17 protein-coding genes and 2 tRNA genes are annotated in these 21,085 nt (G+C 72.2%); 12 read left to right on the forward strand and 7 right to left on the reverse strand.

The window, feature by feature from the left end:
* Positions 1 to 350 precede the first annotated feature (350 nt).
* From gyrB to JOE63_RS01495, 6 genes are all read left to right on the forward strand, one after another.
* Positions 351 to 2,423, forward strand: a complete 2,073-nt coding sequence (gene gyrB / locus JOE63_RS01475; protein ID WP_307840288.1) for a DNA topoisomerase (ATP-hydrolyzing) subunit B — start codon at positions 351 to 353, stop codon at positions 2,421 to 2,423.
* Positions 2,424 to 2,600: 177 nt separating this feature from the next.
* Positions 2,601 to 5,240, forward strand: a complete 2,640-nt coding sequence (gene gyrA, locus JOE63_RS01480) for a DNA gyrase subunit A (protein ID WP_244286386.1) — start codon at positions 2,601 to 2,603, stop codon at positions 5,238 to 5,240.
* On the forward strand, positions 5,237 to 6,202 hold the full coding sequence (locus JOE63_RS01485) for a DUF3566 domain-containing protein (RefSeq protein ID WP_204538560.1): 966 nt from the start codon (positions 5,237 to 5,239) through the stop codon (positions 6,200 to 6,202). The genes gyrA and JOE63_RS01485 overlap by 4 nt, the downstream gene beginning before the upstream one ends.
* 126 nt (positions 6,203 to 6,328) lie before the next feature.
* Positions 6,329 to 6,402 (forward strand) — tRNA-Ile (locus tag JOE63_RS01490).
* A 28-nt stretch (positions 6,403 to 6,430) separates the two neighbouring features.
* On the forward strand, positions 6,431 to 6,550 hold the full coding sequence (locus JOE63_RS20765; protein ID WP_208863433.1) for a DLW-39 family protein: 120 nt from the start codon (positions 6,431 to 6,433) through the stop codon (positions 6,548 to 6,550).
* Positions 6,551 to 6,589: 39 nt separating this feature from the next.
* A tRNA-Ala gene (locus JOE63_RS01495) sits at positions 6,590 to 6,662 on the forward strand.
* A gap of 146 nt (positions 6,663 to 6,808) precedes the next feature.
* Here the strand turns inward: JOE63_RS01495 and JOE63_RS01500 are convergent.
* Positions 6,809 to 7,942, reverse strand: a complete 1,134-nt coding sequence (locus JOE63_RS01500; RefSeq protein WP_087470434.1) for a hypothetical protein — start codon at positions 7,940 to 7,942, stop codon at positions 6,809 to 6,811.
* A 142-nt stretch (positions 7,943 to 8,084) separates the two neighbouring features.
* Between JOE63_RS01500 and JOE63_RS01505 the strand changes: the two genes are divergently transcribed.
* The gene (locus JOE63_RS01505) at positions 8,085 to 8,624 is read left to right on the forward strand and encodes a peptidylprolyl isomerase (RefSeq protein ID WP_087470435.1); all 540 of its coding nucleotides are present in this window, start codon (positions 8,085 to 8,087) and stop codon (positions 8,622 to 8,624) included.
* A gap of 107 nt (positions 8,625 to 8,731) precedes the next feature.
* The gene (locus tag JOE63_RS01510; protein WP_244286320.1) at positions 8,732 to 9,544 is read left to right on the forward strand and encodes a rhomboid family intramembrane serine protease; all 813 of its coding nucleotides are present in this window, start codon (positions 8,732 to 8,734) and stop codon (positions 9,542 to 9,544) included.
* A gap of 130 nt (positions 9,545 to 9,674) precedes the next feature.
* Here the strand turns inward: JOE63_RS01510 and JOE63_RS01515 are convergent, their stop codons facing one another.
* Positions 9,675 to 9,926 carry a cell division protein CrgA gene (locus JOE63_RS01515; RefSeq protein ID WP_087470436.1) on the reverse strand — a complete coding sequence of 84 codons (252 nt, stop codon included), beginning with the start codon at positions 9,924 to 9,926 and terminating at the stop codon, positions 9,675 to 9,677.
* A 321-nt stretch (positions 9,927 to 10,247) separates the two neighbouring features.
* On the opposite strand from JOE63_RS01515, the gene JOE63_RS01520 reads away from it, so the two are divergent.
* Genes JOE63_RS01520 through JOE63_RS01535 form a run of 4 tightly spaced genes read left to right on the forward strand, consistent with a single transcriptional unit; the run spans position 10,248 to position 12,650 of the window.
* Positions 10,248 to 11,024 carry a DUF881 domain-containing protein gene (locus JOE63_RS01520; RefSeq protein WP_244286321.1) on the forward strand — a complete coding sequence of 259 codons (777 nt, stop codon included), beginning with the start codon at positions 10,248 to 10,250 and terminating at the stop codon, positions 11,022 to 11,024.
* Positions 11,021 to 11,800, forward strand: a complete 780-nt coding sequence (locus JOE63_RS01525; protein ID WP_244286322.1) for a class E sortase — start codon at positions 11,021 to 11,023, stop codon at positions 11,798 to 11,800. The genes JOE63_RS01520 and JOE63_RS01525 overlap by 4 nt, the downstream gene beginning before the upstream one ends.
* Positions 11,800 to 11,994, forward strand: coding sequence for a hypothetical protein (locus tag JOE63_RS01530; RefSeq protein WP_087470438.1), 195 nt, complete (start codon positions 11,800 to 11,802; stop codon positions 11,992 to 11,994). The genes JOE63_RS01525 and JOE63_RS01530 overlap by 1 nt, the downstream gene beginning before the upstream one ends.
* A complete protein-coding gene (locus JOE63_RS01535) occupies positions 11,991 to 12,650 on the forward strand; it encodes an aminodeoxychorismate/anthranilate synthase component II (RefSeq protein WP_087470439.1) in 660 nt (219 codons plus the stop codon). The genes JOE63_RS01530 and JOE63_RS01535 overlap by 4 nt, the downstream gene beginning before the upstream one ends.
* Positions 12,651 to 12,793: 143 nt before the next feature.
* Here the strand turns inward: JOE63_RS01535 and pknB are convergent, their stop codons facing one another.
* From pknB to JOE63_RS01560, 5 genes are all read right to left on the reverse strand, one after another.
* Positions 12,794 to 14,848, reverse strand: coding sequence for a Stk1 family PASTA domain-containing Ser/Thr kinase (gene pknB / locus JOE63_RS01540; RefSeq protein WP_374058977.1), 2,055 nt, complete (start codon positions 14,846 to 14,848; stop codon positions 12,794 to 12,796).
* Between the two features lie 113 nt (positions 14,849 to 14,961).
* The gene (locus JOE63_RS01545; protein ID WP_204538564.1) at positions 14,962 to 16,554 is read right to left on the reverse strand and encodes a serine/threonine-protein kinase; all 1,593 of its coding nucleotides are present in this window, start codon (positions 16,552 to 16,554) and stop codon (positions 14,962 to 14,964) included.
* Positions 16,551 to 18,011, reverse strand: coding sequence for a peptidoglycan D,D-transpeptidase FtsI family protein (locus tag JOE63_RS01550; protein ID WP_204538567.1), 1,461 nt, complete (start codon positions 18,009 to 18,011; stop codon positions 16,551 to 16,553). The genes JOE63_RS01545 and JOE63_RS01550 overlap by 4 nt, the downstream gene beginning before the upstream one ends.
* Positions 18,008 to 19,663, reverse strand: coding sequence for an FtsW/RodA/SpoVE family cell cycle protein (locus JOE63_RS01555; RefSeq protein ID WP_204538570.1), 1,656 nt, complete (start codon positions 19,661 to 19,663; stop codon positions 18,008 to 18,010). Before JOE63_RS01555 ends, JOE63_RS01550 begins: the two co-directional genes overlap by 4 nt.
* A complete protein-coding gene (locus JOE63_RS01560; protein WP_204538574.1) occupies positions 19,663 to 21,084 on the reverse strand; it encodes a Stp1/IreP family PP2C-type Ser/Thr phosphatase in 1,422 nt (473 codons plus the stop codon). The genes JOE63_RS01555 and JOE63_RS01560 overlap by 1 nt, the downstream gene beginning before the upstream one ends.
* Position 21,085: the final 1 nt, after the last annotated feature.

The following is a 21,085-nucleotide window of genomic DNA, read 5'->3' on the forward strand; positions in this document are numbered from 1 at the left end:
ACAACACCTGTGGACAACTTTGTGGAGGAGTCTCGACGACGGGGCGCGGATCGCGTCGTGATAGCCCGGGACGTCGTCCCCAGGAGGGCCACAATCCGCGGAATTCGGCTCGTGGCGGGTAGACTGGGGAGGTCATTCCGGGTCTGTTCACCACCCGTGCGCGCAGCCCTTCCGAGGAGGCGCGGCCAGCCGTCCACGGCCGACCGTCCGCCGTCGCGGAGGAGCCGACGCCGGTCGTGGTGCGGGCCCGGAACCCTTGAGCAGCGGCGACCGCTTCCGCACGAACGCGGGCGCTGCGTGCACGACGACGAGGAGCAGTCCTGCCCGTGGCAGACCACACCGACACCGCCATCTCCGACCCGACGGCGTCCGCGGAGGCGGCACCCTCGGCGGGCGGCGGCTACGACGCGAGCAACATCACCGTCCTGGAGGGCCTCGAGGCGGTCCGCAAGCGTCCGGGCATGTACATCGGCTCGACCGGCGAGCGGGGCCTCCACCACCTTGTGTACGAGATTGTGGATAACTCTGTGGACGAGGCCCTCGCCGGGCACGCGGACACGATCGACGTGACGCTCCTGGCCGACGGCGGCGTCCGCGTCGTCGACAACGGCCGCGGCATCCCCGTCGCGATCCACCCGACCGAGGGGAAGCCGACGCTCGAGGTCGTCATGACGATCCTCCACGCGGGCGGCAAGTTCGGCGGCGGCGGGTACGCCGTCTCCGGCGGGCTGCACGGCGTCGGCATGTCGGTCGTCAACGCGCTGTCGACGCGCATGGTGTCCGAGGTCCGTCGCGACGGCTACTCGTGGCGCCAGGAGTTCACCGAGGGTGGCAACCCGGTGGCCCCCGTCGAACGGCTCGAGCCGTCGGACGAGACGGGGACGACGCAGACCTTCTGGGCCGACCCCGGGATCTTCGAGACCACCGAGTACGACTTCGAGACCCTGCGGGCGCGCTTCCAGCAGATGGCGTTCCTCAACAAGGGGCTGCGCATCACGCTGACGGACGAGCGTCCCGCCCACCTCGACACGGGCGACGAGGTCACGGGGGGCGACGGGACGACCGACGCGGACGGCGTCTCCGAGGCGGACGGCGCGACGTCGGGGGCCTCCACCCCGGCCCGCACCGTCTCGTACAAGTACGACGGCGGTCTCGTGGACTACGTCAAGCACCTCAACTCGGCCAAGAAGGTCGAGCTCGTCCACCCCGACGTCATCGACTTCGAGTCGGAGGACACCGAGAAGCGCATCTCCGTCGAGATCGCGATGCAGTGGACCAGCTCGTACTCCGAGTCCGTCCACACGTACGCGAACACGATCTCCACGACGGAGGGCGGCACGCACGAGGAGGGCTTCCGTGCGGCGATGACCTCGCTGGTCAACCGGTACGCGCGCGACAAGGGCATCCTCAAGGAGAAGGACGACAACCTCACGGGCGACGACATCCGCGAGGGTCTGACCGCCGTCGTCTCCGTGAAGCTCGGCGAGCCCCAGTTCGAGGGCCAGACCAAGACGAAGCTCGGCAACACCGAGGCGAAGACGTTCGTCCAGCGCGTCGTCCACGAGCAGCTCACGGACTGGTTCGACTCGCACCCGAACGAGGGCCGCGACGTGATCCGCAAGGCGATCCAGGCGTCCCAGGCGCGGCTCGCCGCCCGCAAGGCGCGCGAGGCGACGCGACGCAAGGGTCTGCTGGAGTCGGGCGGCATGCCCGGCAAGCTGCGGGACTGCCAGTCGAACCGCGCCGAGGAGTGCGAGATCTTCATCGTGGAGGGTGACTCCGCGGGCGGCTCCGCCGTCCGTGGTCGCAACCCGCGGACGCAGGCGATCCTCCCGATCCGCGGCAAGATCCTCAACGTCGAGCGCGCGCGCCTCGACCGGGCCCTGTCCAACCAGGAGGTCCAGTCGATCATCACCGCGTTCGGCACGGGGATCGGCGAGGACTTCGACCTCACCAAGCTGCGGTACCACAAGATCGTCCTCATGGCCGACGCGGACGTCGACGGCCAGCACATCGCGACGCTCCTGCTCACGCTGCTCTTCCGGTACATGCGCCCCCTCATCGAGAACGGGCACGTCTACCTCGCGCAGCCGCCGCTGTACCGGCTCAAGTGGTCGAACGCCCCGCACGACTACGTCTACTCGGACAAGGAGCGCGACGCGTTCCTCGCATCTGGGCAGGCCGCGGGCAAGCGGATCCCCAAGGAGAACGGGATCCAGCGCTACAAGGGTCTGGGCGAGATGGACTACTCGGAGCTGTGGGACACGACCATGGACCCCGAGCACCGCACGCTCAACCAGGTCACCCTGGACGACGCGGCCGCCGCGGACGAGATCTTCTCCGTCCTCATGGGCGAGGACGTCGAGTCCCGCCGCAGCTTCATCCAGCGGAACGCGAAGGACGTGCGGTTCCTTGACATCTGAGCAGCTCGTCGCGCGGCCGCTCCCGCCAGACCCGCCACGACCCGGCACGGCCGCCGCTCCGGTCCCGACACCGGCGGCGACAGCAGCACCTGCACGAGACGACGAACGAGGTAGACCGTGACCGACGACCAGAACCCCGAGATCGAGCCCACGGCCCCCGGCGACGGGGACGAGGCGATCGTGCACGCGGACGGCACGGCGGTCGCGGTGCACCACGGGCGCATCGAGCAGGTGGACCTGCAGCTCGAGATGCAGCGGTCGTACCTCGACTACGCGATGAGCGTCATCGTCGGGCGCGCGCTGCCCGACGTCCGCGACGGACTCAAGCCGGTGCACCGCCGCGTGCTGTACGCGATGTACGACGGCGGCTACCGCCCCGACCGGTCGTACTCGAAGTGCTCGCGCGTCGTCGGCGACGTCATGGGCAAGTTCCACCCGCACGGCGACAGCGCGATCTACGACGCGCTCGTGCGCCTCGTGCAGGACTGGTCGCTGCGCTACCCGCTGGTCGCGGGCCAGGGGAACTTCGGCTCGCCTGGCAACGACCCGGCGGCCGCGCCGCGATACACCGAGTGCCGCATGGCCCCGATCGCCATGGAGATGGTCCGGGACATCGACAAGGACACGGTCGACTTCCAGGACAACTACGACGGCCGCACCCAGGAGCCGGCGGTCCTGCCGGCGCGGTTCCCGAACCTGCTGGTCAACGGCTCGGCGGGCATCGCCGTCGGCATGGCGACGAACATCCCGCCGCACAACCTGCGCGAGGTCGCCGAGGGCGTCCGGTGGCACCTGGACCACCCCGAGGCGAGCCGCGAGGAGCTCCTCGCGGCGCTCCTGCTGCGCATCAAGGGACCGGACTTCCCGACCGGCGCGACGATCCTCGGCCACAAGGGGATCGAGGAGGCGTACCGCACGGGGCGCGGCTCGATCACGATGCGCGCGGTGGTCAACGTCGAGGAGATCCAGGGCCGGGTGTGCCTGGTCGTCACCGAGCTCCCCTACCAGGTGAACCCGGACAACCTCGCCGCGAAGATCGCCGACCTCGTCAAGGACGGCCGCGTCCAGGGCATCGCCGACATCCGCGACGAGACGTCGGGCCGCACGGGCCAGCGCCTCGTGATCGTGCTCAAGCGCGACGCGGTGGCGAAGGTCGTGCTCAACAACCTGTACAAGCACACGCAGCTCCAGGACACGTTCGGCGCGAACATGCTCGCGCTGGTCGACGGCGTCCCGCGCACGCTGAGCCTCGACGCGTTCGTCCGGCACTGGACGACCCACCAGCTCGACGTCGTCGTCCGCCGCACGCGCTACCTGCTCGCCGAGGCCGAGCGCAGCATCCACATCCTGCGCGGCTACCTCAAGGCGCTCGACGCGCTCGACGAGGTCATCGCACTCATCCGCCGCTCCCCGGACGTCGAGCAGGCGCGCGGCGGGCTCATGGAGCTCCTCGGGGTGGACGAGGTGCAGGCGACGGCGATCCTCAACCTGCAGCTGCGCCGTCTGGCGGCGCTGGAGCGCCAGAAGATCCTGGACGAGCACGACGAGCTCGAGCGCAAGATCCTGGACTACGAGGACATCCTCGCCAAGCCGGAGCGCCAGCGGACGATCGTCGGCGAGGAGATGGGCGAGATCGTCGCCAAGTACGGCGACGAGCGTCGGACGACGATCCTCCCGTTCGACGGCGAGGTCTCGATCGAGGACCTCATCGCCGAGGAGGAGATGGTCGTCACGATCACGCGCGGCGGCTACGTGAAGCGCACCCGCAGCGACAACTACCGGGCGCAGAAGCGTGGCGGCAAGGGCGTGCGCGGCGCGCAGCTGCGCGAGGACGACATCGTCGACCACTTCTTCGTGACGACGACGCACCACTGGCTGCTGTTCTTCACGAACCTCGGGCGGGTCTACCGCGCCAAGGCGTACGAGCTCCCCGAGGGCGGCCGCGACGCCAAGGGGCAGCACGTGGCGAACCTGCTCGCCTTCCAGCCCGGCGAGAAGATCGCCCAGGTCCTCGACCTGCGCGACTACGACACCGCGGAGTACCTGGTGCTCGCCACGCGCCGCGGTCTCGTCAAGAAGACGCGGCTGTCGGAGTACGACTCGCCGCGCTCGGGCGGGCTCATCGCGATCAACCTGCGCGAGGACGAGTCGGGCACGCCCGACGAGCTCGTCGCGGCGCTCCTCGTGGACGCCGACGACGACCTCATCCTCGTCTCGCGCAAGGGCCAGTCGATCCGCTTCCCGGCCGGCGACGACACGATGCGACCGCTCGGCCGCGCGACGTCGGGCGTGACGGGCATGAAGTTCCGCGAGGGCGACGAGCTGCTCTCGGCGGACGTGGTGGAGGAGGGTTCCGACCTCTTCGTCGTGACCGAGGGCGGGTTCGCGAAGCGCACCCGGATCGACGAGTACCGGGTCCAGGGCCGTGGTGGTCTGGGCATCAAGGTCGCGAACCTGGTGGAGGCTCGTGGAGATCTCGTGGGGGCTCTGGTGACAGAGGCCGACGACGAGGTGCTGGTGATCATGGAACGCGGGAAGATCGTGCGGTCCGCGGTCGACGAGGTGAACCTCACGGGCCGCAACACGCAGGGGGTGACGTTCGCGAAGCCCGACAAGGGTGACCGCATCATCGCGGTCGCGCGGAACGTCGAGCGTCGCCTCGGAGAGGATCGGGATACCGTGGAGGGCGAGGACGGGACCGGCACGGCCCCGGTCGGCACCGACACGAGCAGCGCACCGATCATCGACCCGACCGCCTCGTCCGACGGGGCGAGCGGGACCGAGCCGGCCCCCGGAACCACCGAGGAAACCAGATGAGCAGCGAGAACAACGCACCGCCGACGATCACGCCCCGGCTGACCGTGCCGCGTCCCGACACGGACACGACGTCGCGCGCCGGGGGCGCGACCACGGCGAGCAAGCACGCGGAGTCGAACGGCGCGTCGAACGGTTCGGCGTCCGGCGCCGTCCCCCCGCCGCCCCCGCCACCGCCGCCGAGCCAGACCGGAGGTCAGGCCGCCCCGCAGCGGGGTGTCGACGACGACGGGATGGAGCGCGCGTCCGGCGAGAGTCGTGTCGCGGTCGCCCGCGCCGGCGCCGTGAAGGCTGCCGCTGCCGCCATCGCCGCGGCGAAGAGCGCGGCCAAGAAGGTGTCGGCCGCGGTCCCGGCCGCACCGGCGGAGACCGGCCCCCAGCAGCCCGGTCACGACGAGATCGACGACGAGACGGTGAGGCGCGTGCCCACGACCACCTCGACGGTCCCCAGCGCCTCGGCGGCGGCCTCGGCGAGCGCCCCGGCGCCGGCCGCGGTGCACTACTCCGCCGCGGGCGTGTCGGGATCCGCCACCCCGCTCACCGGTGCCACACCCGCCGTCGGCCCGGCGACGGGGGCGACGCCCACGGTCCGGAACGAGGGCGGCCCGCGACGCGTCCGGCTCGCGGTCTCGCGCATCGACCCCTGGTCCGCGATGAAGCTCGGCTTCCTGCTGGCGGTCGCGATCGGCATCATGACCGTCGTCGCGACGGCCGTGGTCTGGTACGTCCTCGACGGCATGATGGTCTTCGCGAAGATCGAGGACCTGTTCACGCAGATCGTCGGCACCGAGACCGACGTGGACATCCAGCAGTACGTCGCGTTCGGCCGCGTGATCTCCATCGCTACGCTGCTCGGCGTCGTGAACGTGGTGATCATCACCGCGCTGTCGACGATCATGGCGTTCCTGTACAACATCGTCGCCGCGCTGGTGGGCGGCGTGCACCTCACGCTCACGGACGACTGACCCAGCACGGCTCCCCGACCGGGGGCCACGGACCTCTCGGTTTGGGTCTGCGGCTCCCGGTGGGGTAACCTCAATCGCTGCCTGCGAGCGGAGCGGCCCCCTGGGGCTGTCCGGCGAGGCGCGTACGGGCCTATAGCTCAGACGGTTAGAGCGCTTCCCTGATAAGGAAGAGGTCAGAGGTTCAAGTCCTCTTAGGCCCACTGCCGAACCCACTCGAGGGGGAACGTCATGAAGAAGCTTCTCGTCCTGCTCCTCGCCGCCGGCGCCGGATATCTCCTGTGGCGCAAGTACACGGAGGACAACGCCGAGCGTGACCTCTGGGCAGAGGTCACCGACACCTTCGAGTGAGCACGTCTCACTCCTGACCGGCCCCAGGCCGCGTCACCCGGGGCCATGGCGCAATTGGTAGCGCACCTGCTTTGCAAGCAGGGGGTTGGGGGTTCGAGTCCCCCTGGCTCCACTCCGTCGACCAGCATCGAGAGCCTCGATGCTGGTCGTCTGCGTTTCACCGAACCCTCGAAGCCGTCCTGAGACGACGACGGGCCCCACCATGAAGGTGGGGCCCGTCGTCGTCCGTGCGCGACCAGCGCGCCGCTCCTGGCTGGGTCAGACGTCGTCGGCCTTCTTGGCGGCGTCCTCCGCGACGTCCTCGGCCGCCTCGCGGGCCTTCTTGCCGGCGTCGCCGAGGTCGTCCTTCGCGTCAGCGGCGGCGTCCTTGGCGGACGACGCTGCGCTGCGGGTGGTGCTGCGGGCGCGGCTGGTGGCCTTCTTGGCCGCGTCCTTGGCGTCGGAGACGGCGTCGCTGACGCGGTCGCTGACGTCGTCACGCACCTCGGCGGCGCGCTCGGCGAGCTTGTCGGTCGCCTCGCGGCCCTTCGCGACGGCGACGCCCGCAGCCTCGCCCAGCGACTCGGCGGCGTCCCCGACGGCGTGGCGTGCGTCGCCGACGACGTCGTCGAAGTGGACCTGCTGCTCCTCCTGCTCCCACGGCTCGGCCCAGGGGTCGGTGGTGGGCTGGGCACGGCGGTAGAGGACGTAGCCGACGCCGGCGGCGGTGACGCCTCCGGCGATCCACCAGAGGGTGCGACCCTTGCCCTTCGAGGCGTCGGCCTCGGCGGCCTTCGCCGCGGCCTTGTCGGCCGCGGCGGCGAGCTTGGCTGCCGCCTTCTCCGCCGCCTTGTCCGCGTGCTTCGCGGCCTTCTTGCCCGCCTTGCCCGCGGCCTTCTGGGCCTGCTTCGCAGCCTCCGTGGCAGCCTTCTGCGCCTCCTTGGCGAGCTTGCGCGCCTTCTTGCCGGTCGCCGCCGCCGTGGCCGCGGACGCGGCGGCGGTCGCCTCGGCCGCGTTGTCGGCCGCGCGCTGGGCGGAGTCGGCGGCGCTGGCTGCGGCGGCGTTGAAGCTCGCGACGATCTTCGGCAGCACGTCGTCGACGAGCTTGTCGTGCGCGGTGTCGATGGCGGGCGCGGCCTTGCCCGCAGCCTTCTCGACGCGCGGCGCGGCGGCCTGGATGCTGTCCTGCCACGCCTTCTCGACGCGCGGCTGGAGCCACTCGAGGAACGCCTCGACCTTGGGCGTCCCCCACTCCTTGGCCTGCACCGCCGCGTCCTTGGCCTGGTCCGCGAGCTGGCTCGCGGCATTCTGCGCGGTCACGGCGGCCTGCGCGGCCTGGTCCTTGAGCTTCTCGGTGTCGATCGACTCGAGCGTGTCCTTGACGGAGTCGCTCGCTGAGCGAGAACGGGTCATGCGTGCTCCCCGGGGTCGTCGTCCGACGGGACGAAAGGGCGGATGCGATGGGCGTTTCCGACCACTCTGCCACCACCGTGCCCGCCCCGCGAGACATCGCGCCCGACGGGTCGCGCGCGGGTCTCGTGGGAGGATGGTGCCCATGTTCGCAACCCTCCACACGACCGCAGGTGACATCCGGATCGAGCTCCTGCCGAACCACGCCCCGAAGACGGTGGCGAACTTCGTCGGGCTCGCGCAGGGCACCACGACGTGGTCCGACCCCCGCACCGGCGCAGAGCGCACCGAGCCCTTCTACGACGGCCTGATCTTCCACCGCGTGATCCAGGACTTCATGATCCAGGGCGGCTGCCCGCTGGGCACCGGCACGGGCGGTCCCGGCTACACGTTCAACGACGAGATCCACCCCGAGCTGCAGTTCGATCGCCCCTACCTCCTGGCGATGGCCAACGCGGGCCTGCGTCGCAACCCGGTCACGGGTGAGGCTGAGGGCACCAACGGGTCGCAGTTCTTCGTCTCGACCGTGCCGACGCCGTGGCTCAACGGCAAGCACACGATCTTCGGCGAGGTCGCGGACGACGCGTCCCGCGCGGTCGTCGACGCGATCAACGCGACGCCGACGCGCCCGGGCGACCGCCCGCAGGAGGACATCGTCATCACGTCCGTCACGATCGAGGACTGACCATCTCGACGACACCTCCCGGGCCGCCCGGCCCGCCGGCGTACGGGACGGCCGGACCGCACGACGGTCCTGCCGTCCCGCCCGTCTGCCCGCGGCACCCGGACCGGGTGTCGTACGTGCGCTGCCAGCGCTGCGGTCGGCCCGCGTGCCCGGAGTGCCAGCGGCCCGCAGCCGTCGGCGTCCAGTGCGTCGACTGCGTGCGCGAGGCGGCCCGGCAGGCGCCGTCACAGCGCAGCGCGCTGGGCGGAAAGGTCCGCGGCGGCCCGCCGGTCGTGACGTTCACGATCATCGGCCTGTGCGTCGTGAGCTGGATCCTCCAGTTCGTCACGGGCGGGACCTGGACGGCACTTCTCGCTTTTCGTGCCGACCTCGCAGAGGTCGAGCCCTACCGGTTCCTTTCGTCGGCGTTCATCCACTCGACGAGCCCGGTCCACATCCTCTTCAACATGTACGCCCTGTGGGTGACAGGACCATTCCTCGAGCAGATGCTCGGCCGCTGGCGCTTCGTCGCGCTCTACCTGCTCGCGGCAGTCGGCGGATCCGTCGGATACCTCTTGCTCGCCGGCGGGCCGACCGAGCAGGCATGGTACGTCTGGGTCTTCGGTGCGTCCGGAGCCGTGTTCGGGCTCTTCGGCGCGATCTTGCTGGTGCTGCGCCGGACCGGTCGCAACGCGATGCAGATCGTCGTGCTCATCGGCATCAACTTCGCGATCGGGCTCTTCTTCACCGGCATCGCGTGGCAGGCGCACCTCGGCGGGCTCGTCGTCGGCCTCGTCCTCGGGGCCGCGTACGCGTACGCGCCGAAGGAACGCCGCACCCTGGTGTCCGTGGGCGCGACGGCGGTCGTCGCCGTGGGGCTCGTCGTGGCGGCATGGCTGACGTACGCCTCGGCGGACCAGCTCGGCCACCTCGTCGGGTGACCCCCGGGGCGGCCCGTGGAGAGTTATCCCCAGGGTTACTCACAGGTGTGGAACTACGCCGGTGTCATTCCCCAGGGCACCGGTCGACCCGAGCGCCGCGCGCCCGAGGCGCGCGGTCGCCGTCGGACCGCTACTTCCAGCGTGTGGTGAGCGCGAAGCCCGCGATGATGAACGCGAAGCCGACGCCGAGGTTCCAGGCACCCAGCGGCGGGATCGGGAGCTGCTTGGGCCCGCTGAGGTAGAACAGCACGATCCACGCCAGCCCGAGGAGCATCAGCCCGAGCATCGTGGGCACGAGCCAGCGTGGGTTGCCCGACTCGGGCTTGGGCACGCTCGGCGGGCGCTGCGGCTTGGGCTTCTTGCGCGACTTCGACTCGGGCACGAGGGTGGGCTCCTGTCCTGGTGGGGTCCGCTGCCGGCGGCGTCGGGACGCACCGCGGGAGCGGACGCCTGCCGTCGTCGTGCAGGAACCGTGCATGGCTCGGGCGAAGGTCGTCGACGCGCCGCGAGGCTCCGTAGGAGCACGGGTCCGTCACGATCGTGGACGACGTTCGTCGACTAGCGTAGTGGGCGCACACAATAGGCACGGACACCGCGCGCGGGCAACGGCCCTGTCGCGGCGACGACGACACGACAGACGCACGGCAGAGACACGTCGGAGAGACGGTCGACGCCCTCGTCCGCCCAGGAAGGAGACGGTCGCGTGAGCAGCACCGGCCCCGCCTCCGCGACGCCGGACGAGCCCGCAGCACCCCCGCGCTCGCGCCGGGTGCGGTCGGCCGTCACGGTCGCGCTCGTCCTCGCCCTCGCCGGCGTGATGTTCACGGCGAACGCGCGCCTCGCGCGGGGCGACGACTCGCGTCACCCCGAGAACCTCGCGCAGCTCGTCGACCGCGAGTCAGACCGCGTGGCGGACCTGTCGGCCCAGGTCGACGCGCTCACGGCGGAGATCGCGGGACTGTCGCAGACCGGAGACGCCCCGGCCGGCGTCGACCCCGACCTCGCGTCGCGCACCGCGGTCGCGGCCGGCACCGCGGCGGTCAGCGGCACGGGACTGTCCGTCTCGCTCGACGACGCGCCCCCGGAGGGCAACTACCCGCCGCAGATCCGCCCGGACGACCTCGTCGTGCACCAGCAGGACATCCAGTCCGTCGTCAACGCCCTGTGGGCCGGCGGGGCGGAGGCGATGACCCTGCAGGGCCAGCGAGTCACCGCGACGTCGGCGTTCCGCTGCGCGGGCAACATCCTCCTGCTGCACGGGCGCGTGTACTCGCCGCCCTACGTCGTCGAGGCCGTGGGTGACCCGGACGCGCTGCGCGACGCCCTGGAACGGTCGCCGGGCGTGCAGGTGTACCAGGAGTACGTCGACGCCGTGAACCTGGGCTGGTCCGTCGAGGACAGGACCGACCTCGAGCTCCCCGGTTACCAGGGCGCGCTCGAGCTCCGCTACGCGCGCCCGTCCGACGCGGTGGCGTCGTGACGGCCACGGCTCCTTCACCGGTGCGGCACGCGGGCCGTCGCGCGTCCGGGCGCGGGGCCGTCTCCACGGTGGTCGGCGTCGTCGGGGAGCTGCTCATCACGCTCGGCATCCTGCTGGGGCTGTACGTCGTCTGGCAGCTGTGGTGGACGGACGTGCAGGCGGACCGTGTGCAGGCGCAGGTCCTGGAGGAGATGGACGCGCCGACGCCGGACGCCGGGGACGTCGCGACGGCCGTGCGCCGGGACGAGCCTCCGGTCATGGAGGCGCCCGCCCTCGGCGAGGTGTGGGGCACGCTCTACGTGCCGCGCTGGGACGGCAAGATGATGCCGATCGCGGAGGGCACGGACAAGCGCTCGATCCTCGACCAGGGCCAGGCGGGGCACTACCCCGAGACCGTCATGCCGGGTGACGTCGGCAACTTCTCGCTCGCGGGGCACCGGCAGACGTACGGCAAGATCTTCCACGACGTGGAGGAGCTCGAGATCGGTGACCCGATCGTCGTCGAGGCGGGCGGGGTCTGGTACGTGTACCGCGTGGACCACATGCAGGCCGTGAAGCCCGACCAGGTGGAGGCCGTGGCGCCCGTGCCGTGGCAGCCGGGCGTCGAGCCGACCGAGCGGTACCTCACCCTGACGACGTGCCACCCGATCGGGCTGAACTCGCTCGTGGCGCGGTTCATCGTCAACGCGAAGCTGGACTACTGGATGCCCGTCGAGGACGGCACGCCGCCCGACCTGGTCGGTCAGACGGCTCCTGCTGCCGAAGGGAGCGCGTGATGTACGGGGCGCTGTGGCGCGTGCTGCCCGGCCCGGCGTGGGTCCGGGTGCTGATCCTGCTCGTCCTCGCGGCAGCCGTCGTGCTCGCGTGCTTCGAGTGGCTGTTCCCCCTCGTGTCCGAGTACATGCCGTTCAACGACCCCAACATCCAGACCGACGCCGCCGGCGCAGTGTCCGTGGAGGCCCCGCGATGACCCACCAGACCCGCATCCTCGTCGTGGACAACTACGACTCGTTCGTCTACACGATCGTCGGCTACCTCGACCAGCTCGGCGCCCAGACCGTCGTCGTGCGCAACGACGCCGTGCCCGAGCCCGACGCCGAGGGGCGGTTCCACGACGTCGACGGGACCGTGTTCGACGGCGTCCTCGTCTCGCCCGGGCCGGGAACCCCCAAGGAGGCCGGCCAGAGCGAGCAGGTCATCCGTGCGTGCGCCGCGTCGCGCACGCCGATGCTGGGGGTGTGCCTCGGGCACCAGGCGCTCGCCGAGGTGTACGGCGCGACAGTCACGCACGCGCCCGAGCTCATGCACGGCAAGACCAGCCTCGTCGAGCACGAGGGCGAGGGCGTCCTCGCCGGGCTCCCGGTGCCCTTCACCGCGACGCGCTACCACTCGCTCGCCGTCCTGACCGACACCGTGCCCGCCGAGCTCGAGGTGACCGCCTCGACCGCGGGGGGCGTCATCATGGGCCTGCAGCACCGCGACCTGCCCCTGCACGGCGTCCAGTTCCACCCCGAGTCCGTGCTCACCGAGGGTGGCCACCGCCTGCTCGCGAACTGGCTCGAGGCCTGCGGCCTCGACGGCGCCGTCGAGCGCTCGGCCGGGATGGCGCCGCTCGTCCGGCAGTAGCCCGGTCGGCCCGGCGGGGCCTCCCGGGCGCACGGACCGCTGCCGTGCCGACCGCCGCACCCCGCGCTGCTCCCGCTGCACGACGGACGGGCCCCCACCTCGCGAGGTGAGGGCCCGTTCGTCAGGGGGTGCCGGGTGGCGGCTCAGCCGTCGTTGTTCCCGCCGCCGCCACCTCCGCCGCCGGGGCCACCACCGTTGTCACCCCCGGTCGACGGGCCGGGGCCGGTCGAGACGATGAGCGAGACCTCGGTGCCGACGGGGACCTCGGAACCACCACGCGGGTCGGACCCGATGACCGTGCCGGCGGGCCACTGGTCGGACTCCTGGTTCTGCTGGGCACCGGGGTTGAGCCCGGCCCCGCCGAGGGCGTCCTGGGCCTGCGCGAGGGTCATCCCGACGAGGTTGGACGGGACGGTCGTCGTCTCTGCGGCGCGCGGGATCGCGACCTTGAGGGTCACGCGCGACCCCTGCGGGACGCTCCCGGCGTTGGGCTGCTGCGAGAGGACCTGGTTCTCGGCCTCGTCGGACTCCTCGTCGCTGCGGTCGACCCCGAGGCCGAGGGCCTCGATCGTCGACTTCGCGGCGTCGAACTGCTGACCGGTGACGTCGGGCAGGGCGACGAGCCCGCTGGACACGAACAGGTTCACCGTCGACCCGGCGGGCACGGACTGGCCCGCTCCCGGGTCGGTCTTCGTCACGGACCCCTTCGCGACGTCCGGAGAGTCCTCCGTGGCGACGTCGCCGACGTTGAGGCCGGCGTCGGTGAGGTACTGCCGCGCCTCCTCCTGGGTCTTCCCCTTGAGGTCCTGGAGCGTGACGGCGTCGGGCCCGGCGGAGAAGAACGCCGTCACCGTCGAGTTGAGCTCCTGCGTGGTGCCGCCCGCGGGATCGGTCTTCGTGAACGTCCCCTCGGGCTCCGTCGACTCCTGGTCGATGGCCTGCTCGTACACGAACCCGGCGTCGGTGATCGCCTTCTCGGCCTGCTCGGGCGTCACTCCCGCTGAGAGGGTCGGGACCGTGCCCGTCGTCGGCTCGTCCTCGCCCTGGCTGTTGATGACGAGCATCGTGATGATCGCCGCGAGGGCGAGCACGCCGATCGCGATGAGGGTCCACATGAGGCCCTTGCGGCTCTTGGGCTCCTCCTCGTCCTCCCCCGGGACCTCGTCCCCGGGCGGGACGGCCGGCGCCACGCTCGTCGCCCACGGGTTCGGGGCGGCGGCCGCGGGGGCCATGACCTGCGTCGCGGACTCGACCATCGTCGGCTGGAGGTCGGCGGCCGCGGCCGCGGCACCGAGGCCGGCCGCCGCGGCGGCGACCCCGAGCGAGGGGGCCGTGATCGCCCCGCCGCGCACGGCGTTCTCCAGGTCGGCGCGGAACTCCGCGGCGTTCGAGTAGCGGGCCGTGCGGTCCTTGGCGAGCGCCTTGAGCGTGATGCGGTCGAGGACCTCGGGCACGTCCGGCGCGACGGCGCTCGGCGTCGCCGGGGCCTCGCGCACGTGCTGGTAGGCCACCGCGACGGGCGAGTCGCCGATGAACGGCGGTCGGCCGGTGAGCAGCTCGTAGAGCAGGCAGCCCGTGGAGTACAGGTCGGAACGCGCGTCGACCGTCTCGCCGCGCGCCTGCTCCGGCGAGAGGTACTGGGCGGTGCCGATGACGGCCTGGGTCTGCGTCATCGTCGCGGCGGAGTCCGCCATGGCGCGGGCGATGCCGAAGTCCATGACCTTGACGGCGCCCGTGGGCGTGATCATGACGTTCGCGGGCTTGATGTCGCGGTGCACGATGCCGGCGTGGTGCGAGTACTCGAGCGCCGCGAGCACGCCCGCCGTGATCTCGACGGCCTCGTCGATGGGGACGGCCTGGCCGTCGCGGAGGATGTCGCGGACGGTGTGGCCCTCGACGTACTCCATGACGATGAACGGGACGTGCACCGAGTTGCCGGTGACGTCCGCGTGGACGTCCTCGCCCGTGTCGTACACCGCGACGATGGCGGGGTGGTTGAGGGACGCCGCGGCCTGGGCCTCGCGGCGGAAGCGCGCGAGGAACGTGGGGTCGCGGGCGAGGTCGGACCGCAGGATCTTGATCGCGACGGTGCGACCGAGGCGGTTGTCGTGCCCGATGTGCACCTCGGCCATGCCACCACGGCCGATGAGCTCACCGACCTGGTAGCGCCCGGCAAGCACTCGGGGAGCGTTGTCCACCACTCATTCGTCCTTCGGTGTCGTCGGAGCCGCGGGCGCGTCCGCGCGCGGCACATCTGGCGCAATCATCCCACTGGAGGGCGTGCGGGAAAGCGGGGAACACAACGATGTCGTCACGATGTCACCCGTCCCGCGGGACCCGGGGAGCCCGGCGCGGCGTCGTCGGGCACCGTCTCGACGACGCCCACGGTCGACGCGTCGGCGTCGCCCCCGTCCCGGTCCCCCAGCGACGCGATCGTCGCGACGACCAGCACGAGGAGCAGTCCCAGCAGGGCCACCAGGGGCCACGTGAGGCCGTTCGGCAGCCCCCCGAGGCGGCGCCCCGTGGTCGTCGACGTGCGTCGGCCGGAGGACGACCGCGACGGGGCCGCCTGCGACTGGCGTCGTGCCTCGGCCCGCGTGGCGGGTGCCGCCGACGGGGTGCTCGCGGCGGTGCCGGTGCCCGGCCGCGGGGCGCTCCGGGCCGGCTGCGGGCGGCGGGACGAGCGGGTGCCGCCGTGCATCTCGCGACGCGCCGGGTAGGCGCGTGGACCGACCGGTTCCTCGCCCGCCGCGGCCGCGGGGACGGGGCGTTCCCACGGCAGTGCGGGGCCGGGCGCGGGTGGCGTTCCGGAGGGCGCGGCGGTCGTCCGACCGTCGTGCTCCGCGACGCTCTCCGCGGGGTGCCCGGCGGCGGGGGCGACCGGTCGAGGTTCCGGGGCGACCCACGGCATCGCCGGGTCCACCGGGTGCGGGTCGCGCACGGCGGCCGGGATGACGAGCGGCGTGATGACGGGAGCGGGGTCGGGCTCGGGTGCCGGAGGGGCGTCGTCCGCCGTCGCGCGCGCGCGCCGGGCGCGCCGGGTGTTGGCGGTCGCGCCGGCGCGGGCGGACCAGGGGTCGGCCGCGAGGCGCGCCTGGATCTCCTCGAAGACCCGCGCGAGGGCGTCGGCCGGGTGCGGCCTCGCCAGCGGGTCCTTGGCGAGCATGACCATGACGAGCTCGGAGAGCTCCGGGTCGACCGACGACGGGAGCGGTGGCACGGGCTCGTTGACGTGCGCGACCGCGATGTCGACGGGGGTGGACCCGGTGAACGGCCGGTTCCCGAGGATCGACTCGTACGCGACGATGCCGAGCGCGTAGATGTCCGACGCCCCGGTGGCGGCCTGCCCGACGGCCTGCTCCGGCGACAGGTACTGGGCGGTACCCATGACCATGCCGGTCGCGGTCATCGGGACCTGGTTGGCCGCGAGCGAGACGCCGAAGTCGGTGATCTTCACGGTCCCGGAGCGGTCGATGAGGATGTTGCCCGGCTTGACGTCGCGGTGCACGACGCCGGACAGGTGCGCCGCGTGGAGGGCGCGCGCCGTCTGGGCGAGGATCGGCAGGAGCCGCGCGGGCGGGAGGACGGGCTCGCGCTCCAGCAGGTCCGCCATGGGCTCGCCCACGACGAGCTCCATGACGAGGTACCCGGAGCCGTTCGTCTCGCCGTAGTCGTACATCTGGGCGATGTTGGGGTGCGAGAGCGCGGCGCTGTTGCGGGCCTCGGTCCGCAGCCGGTTGAGGAAGTCCTCGTTGCCCGCGTACTCGGTCCGCAGGACCTTGACGGCCACCTCGCGCCCGAGCGCGTCGTCGGCCGCGACCCACACCTCGCCCATGCCGCCGACGGCGATGCGCCGCACCAGGCGGTAGCGGTTGCCGAGCGTCAGCCCCCTCACGGGCTTCATCCGTTCAACACCGCCTCCATGACCGCGCGCGCGATCGGTGCGGCGATCGCGCCGCCCGTCGCCTCGCTGCCCATCGAGCCGCCGTTCTCGACGATGACCGCGACCGCGACCTGGGGGTCGTCGGCGGGCGCGAAGCTCGTGAACCACGCGTGCGGTGCGGCCTCGCCGCCCGTCTCTGCGGTGCCGGTCTTGCCCGCCACCTGCACGCCCGGGATCTGCGCGGCCTTGCCGGAGCCGTTCTGCACGACGCCCAGCATCATCTGCGTGAGCTGCTCGGCGGTCGACGGCGACACCGACGTGCGCAGGCGGCGCGGCTCGGACTGACGGACGACGTCGAGGTCGGGGTTGCGGATCGTCTCCACCGTGTACGGCGCCATCTGCACGCCGTCGTTCGCGATCGCGGCGGACACCATCGCCATCTGGAGCGGGGTGACGCGCACGTCGCCCTGCCCGATCGCGGCGTTGGCCGTGGCGCCCGGGTCCGCCTCCTCGTCGGTCGGGAAGTGGCTCGCGGTGACGTCCATCGGGATCTCGAGCGACTGGTCGAAGCCGAAGTCCTCGGCCTGGTCGCGCAGCACGTCGTCGCCCAGCGTCACGCCCAGCTCGGCGAACGCCGTGTTGCAGGAGATGCGCAGGGCGTCCGCGAGCGTCATCTCGCCCGACGGGGAGCAGCGGGAGCCGCCGAAGTTCTTCATCGTCGCCGTGGACTGCGGGAACTGGAAGACGTCCGGGGCCGGGATGACGCTCTCGGACGTGTACTGCCCGCTCTCGATCGCGGCGGCCGAGGTGACGATCTTGAACGTCGAGCCCGGCGGGTACGTGTTGCCGCGGATGGCCCGGTTCGACATCGGGTTGCCGTCGGCGTTGAGGAGCTCCTGGTAGCGGTCGCGCGCGGCGGCGGTGTCGTGCGTCGCGAGCTCGTTGGGGTCATAGCTCGGCTTCGACACGAGGGCGAGGACGCGCCCGGTCTTGGGCTCGATCGCGACGACCGCGCCGCGCTGGTCGCCCAGGGCGTCCCAGGCGGCCTGCTGCGCCGCCGGGTTGATCGTCAGCTCGACGGACGCGCCCTGGGGCTGCTTGCCGGTGAACAGGGCGCTCAGGCGGTCGAGCCACAGCGAGCTCGCCTCGCCGTTGAGGTAGTCGTTCTCCTTGTCCTCGATCTCCGTGCGCCCGTTGGTGAGCGAGAGGAAGCCGGAGACCGGGGCGTACAGCGGGCCGTTCGAGTACTGCCGCTGGAAGCCGAACGCGTCGTCCACCGGGGTCGACGACGCGATCGCGTCGCCCGCGACGACGATCGGGCCGCGGAACTTGTTGTACTCGCGGTAGATCGTGCGGGCGTTGCGCGAGTCGTTGTTGAGCGAGTCCGCCTGGACGAACTGGATGTACGTGGTCGACACCATGAGCGCGAGGAACATGACGAGGACGACCGTCGCGACGCGACGCAGGGGGACGTTCACCGGGCTCCTCCCCAGGGGTCGGTCTCCGGGTGGGTGGTCTCGGTACCGGGGCGTCGCACGACCTCCGTGCGGAGCTCGTCGGGGTGGCCGGGGACCTCGCCGGTCTGCCCGACGGCGGGCTGGACGCCCGTCGTCGCGCGCGTCGGACCTGTGGCGGGTCCCGTCACGGGGCCTACGGCGGGCGCGCCGACCGTGGTGGGCGCGTCGTCGGGCCGCGCGCCGACGGCGGGAGCCCCGCTGCCGACGACCTCGACCGGATCGGAGTCGGGGCGCGTGCGCGCCCCGCCAGGGGCGACCTGCCCGCGCACGGGCAGGGACGAGGGCCGCCGCGCGTCGTCGGAGATGCGCAGCAGCAGGCCCACGACCAGCCAGTTCGCGAGGAGCGACGACCCGCCCTGGGCGACGAACGGCATGGTGAGGCCCGTGAGCGGGATGATCCGCGTGATCCCGCCGACGACGACGAAGAGCTGCCACGCCATGACGAACGCGAGGCCGCCCGCGAGGAGCTTGCCGAACCCGTCGCGGACCCCGATCGCGGTGCGCAGGCCGCGCTCCACGAGGATGAGATAGGCGAGCAGGATGCCGATGAGGCCGGTGAGCCCGAGCTCCTCGCCGAGCGAGGCGTAGATGAAGTCGGAGAACGCGTACGGGACCGTGCGCGGGTAGCCGGCACCCCAGCCGGTGCCGAACAGACCCCCGTTGCCGAGGGAGAACAGACCGCCCACGAGCTGGCCCGAGCCGCCGGGGCTGCGGCCGAAGATCTCGGCGTCGAACGGGTGGAGCCACACGTCGACGCGCGCCTGCACGTGGCCGAACGTCGACGCCGCGAGCACCGCGCCGACGGCGATGAGGATCAGACCGATGACGACCCAGCTCACGCGCTCGGTCGCGATGTACAGCATCGCCACGAACAGGCCGAAGAAGAGGAGCGACGTGCCGAGGTCGCGCTCGAACACGAGGATCGCGAGCGAGACCAGCCAGACGATGATGATCGGCCCGAGGTCGCGCAGGCGCGGGAGCTGGAGCCCGAGCACCTTGGGCCCGGCGAGCGCGAGCGTGTCGCGGTTCGTCACGAGGTAGCCGGCGAAGAAGATCGCGAACGCGATCTTCGCGAACTCCGCGGGCTGGAGCGAGAAGCCGAAGACGTTGATCCAGATCTGCGCGCCGTTGATGCGCGTGCCCAGGCCCGGGACGAGCGGCAGCGCGACGAGCACGATGCCCGCGATCATCGCGGTGTAGGTGTAGCGGCGCAGGGTCCGGTGGTCGCGCAGGAACCAGATCACGGCGAACGCGCAGAGGATGCCGAGCGCGGTCCACTGGAGCTGGCGCGGCGCGAGGTCCTGGGTGCCGCCCGTGACCTGCGAGCCGAGGTCGAGGCGGAAGATCATCGCGAGGCCGATGCCGTTGAGCGCGACGGCGATCGGCAGGATCACCGGGTCCGCGTACGGCGCCTTGAAGCGCAGCAGCAGGTGCGCGGCGCCCGCGAGCACCACGGTGCCGATGCTGTACACGTAGAAGCGGCCCGGGAGCTCGCCCGTGAGCTGCAGGCCCACGAGCGCGTACGCCCCGATGCCCAGCGCGAGCGCGAGGACGAGCAGACCGAGCTCCGCGCCCCGGCCGGGGCGCACCTCGGTGGTCTCCACCGTGGCCATCAGGCCCCCGAGCCGGCGCCGTCGGTGGGTGCCGGGGTCACGTCGGGTGCCCCGGCCTCCGGGGTCTCGGCGGCACCCTCGGTAGGCGCCTCCGTGGTGTCGTCGGTCGCGGGCGCGTCGGTGGACTCCTCCGCGGCCTCCTCGGTGGACTCAGTGACGAGGCGCTCCGCCCGCGCGCGGGCGTCCTCGAGCGACTCCGCGGGGATCGTGGTCTCCAGGCGGTCGACGACGTAGCCCGGCAGGTCCGCGACGCGCGTCCCCGTGAGCTCGATCGGCGTCGACAGCGTCACCGGGCCCGCGTTCTCCGGGATGCCGCGGAACACGGCGACCTGGCCGTCGGCGACACCGACGTAGTACTGCGTCTGCGTCCACCGGTAGCCCGCCCACCCGGCCACGCCCAGGCCCGCGACGACGAGGAGGATCGCGACGACGGTGATCCAGCGGCGCGGCGCGCGGCCGGGCCGCAGGTCGTCGCCGTCACCCGGGGTCTCCCCCGGTGCCTCGCCCTCCGCCGGGTCGGCCGCACCATCCGCGGCGGGCTCCTCGGTGGCGGCAGGGGCGTTCGCGCTGGCCATGAGCGCCGCCGCCCGCGCGGCAGGGCCGTCCGCGGCCGACGTCGGGGCGTCGCGGTCGATCGCCGCGGACCCGACGATCTGCGCCCCGGTGCCGGGCGCCGCGCCGTCGGGCAGCGCGTCGACGTCGACGACGTCCGCCACCACGACGGTCACGTTGTCCGTGCTGCCGGCGCGCAGCGCGAGCTGGAGAAGGTGGTCGGCGCACTCGTCGACGTCGGGGACGTCCGCGAGCGTCTGGCTGATGGTCTCGGGGCTGACGAAGCCCGACAGGCCGTCGGAGCAGAGGAGCCAGCGGTCGCCCGGCTTGGCCTCCCGCACCGACATGTCCGGCGTGAGGTCGATGTCGAAGTCGCCGAGCACGCGCATGACGACGTTGCGCTGCGGGTGGGTCTCCGCCTCGTCGGGCGAGATGCGCCCCGTGTCCACGAGGTGCTGCACGAACGTGTGGTCGGTCGTGACCTGGGTGAGCTCGCCGTCGCGCAGCAGGTACGCGCGCGAGTCGCCGAGGTGCGCCATCGCGAGCTTGTTGCCCGCGCGCAGGATCGCGGTGACGGTCGTGCCCATGCCGACCAGCTCGGGGTCGGTCACGCTGCGGTCCACGAGGTCCTGGCGCGCGTGGTCGATCGAGCGCTCGAGCTCGGCGAGCGCGTCGTCCGGGCCGTGCGACTCGCCGTCGAGCGGGGCGAGCGCCGCGATGGCGATCGACGACGCGACGTCGCCCCCGGCGTGGCCGCCCATGCCGTCGGCGACGACGAGCAGGTGCGGCCCGGCGTAGCCGGAGTCCTGGTTGTTCGAGCGCACGAGCCCGACGTCGGAGCGCGCGGCGTAGCGCAGGGCGATGTTCACT

It is taken from the genome of Cellulosimicrobium cellulans (assembly GCF_016907755.1).
Classification (GTDB): Bacteria; Actinomycetota; Actinomycetes; order Actinomycetales; family Cellulomonadaceae; genus Cellulosimicrobium; species Cellulosimicrobium cellulans_D.

What these genes read in the sequence shown, in the direction of transcription:
- JOE63_RS01485 (WP_204538560.1), top strand. Translation starts at nt 5,237, where the DNA reads ATGAGCAGCGAGAACAACGCACCGCCGACGATCACGCCCCGGCTGACC.
- JOE63_RS20765 (WP_208863433.1), top strand. Translation starts at nt 6,431, where the DNA reads ATGAAGAAGCTTCTCGTCCTGCTCCTCGCCGCCGGCGCCGGATATCTC.
- JOE63_RS01500 (WP_087470434.1), bottom strand. Translation starts at nt 7,942, where the DNA reads ATGACCCGTTCTCGCTCAGCGAGCGACTCCGTCAAGGACACGCTCGAG.
- JOE63_RS01505 (WP_087470435.1), top strand. Translation starts at nt 8,085, where the DNA reads ATGTTCGCAACCCTCCACACGACCGCAGGTGACATCCGGATCGAGCTC.
- JOE63_RS01530 (WP_087470438.1), top strand. Translation starts at nt 11,800, where the DNA reads ATGTACGGGGCGCTGTGGCGCGTGCTGCCCGGCCCGGCGTGGGTCCGG.
- JOE63_RS01535 (WP_087470439.1), top strand. Translation starts at nt 11,991, where the DNA reads ATGACCCACCAGACCCGCATCCTCGTCGTGGACAACTACGACTCGTTC.
- JOE63_RS01545 (WP_204538564.1), bottom strand. Translation starts at nt 16,554, where the DNA reads ATGAAGCCCGTGAGGGGGCTGACGCTCGGCAACCGCTACCGCCTGGTG.
- JOE63_RS01555 (WP_204538570.1), bottom strand. Translation starts at nt 19,663, where the DNA reads ATGGCCACGGTGGAGACCACCGAGGTGCGCCCCGGCCGGGGCGCGGAG.